Source organism: Vibrio sp. S12_S33, from assembly GCF_963889785.1.
Taxonomy (GTDB): domain Bacteria; phylum Pseudomonadota; class Gammaproteobacteria; order Enterobacterales; family Vibrionaceae; genus Vibrio; species Vibrio aestuarianus.
The window spans coordinates 1-247 of the sequence record NZ_CAWPQZ010000403.1; the positions used below are offsets into that span (position 1 = coordinate 1).

Sequence of the window (247 nt, forward strand, 5' to 3'; positions counted from 1 at the left end):
CTTGAAAACGATCAATCTCAGGTTGTTCAAAAATCCATTTCGACCAAGCCAACTTGCCGAAAACACGGAACGAATTCTCAATGAAATCGTAGCTTTGACCTTAAAAACCCATCAAACACATAACGCCGCGTTAAGTGGTGAGCAACGCGACCACAATCCTAAACCATTGCGCCTTAAACACAAAACTCAACCTAGAACCGAAACTCCCAAGCGTTGGGAATCCGTCTTAAACGCCTAGTTAGCTGCT

The 247-nt window shown here is 44.1% G+C and carries 1 protein-coding gene; it reads left to right on the forward strand.

Annotated features, from left to right (window positions below):
• Positions 1–238, forward strand: a 238-nt coding sequence (locus AACW06_RS20595; RefSeq protein WP_238336794.1) for a hypothetical protein, incomplete at its 5' end; no start/stop codon positions are given.
• Between the last annotated feature and the right edge of the window lie 9 nt (positions 239–247).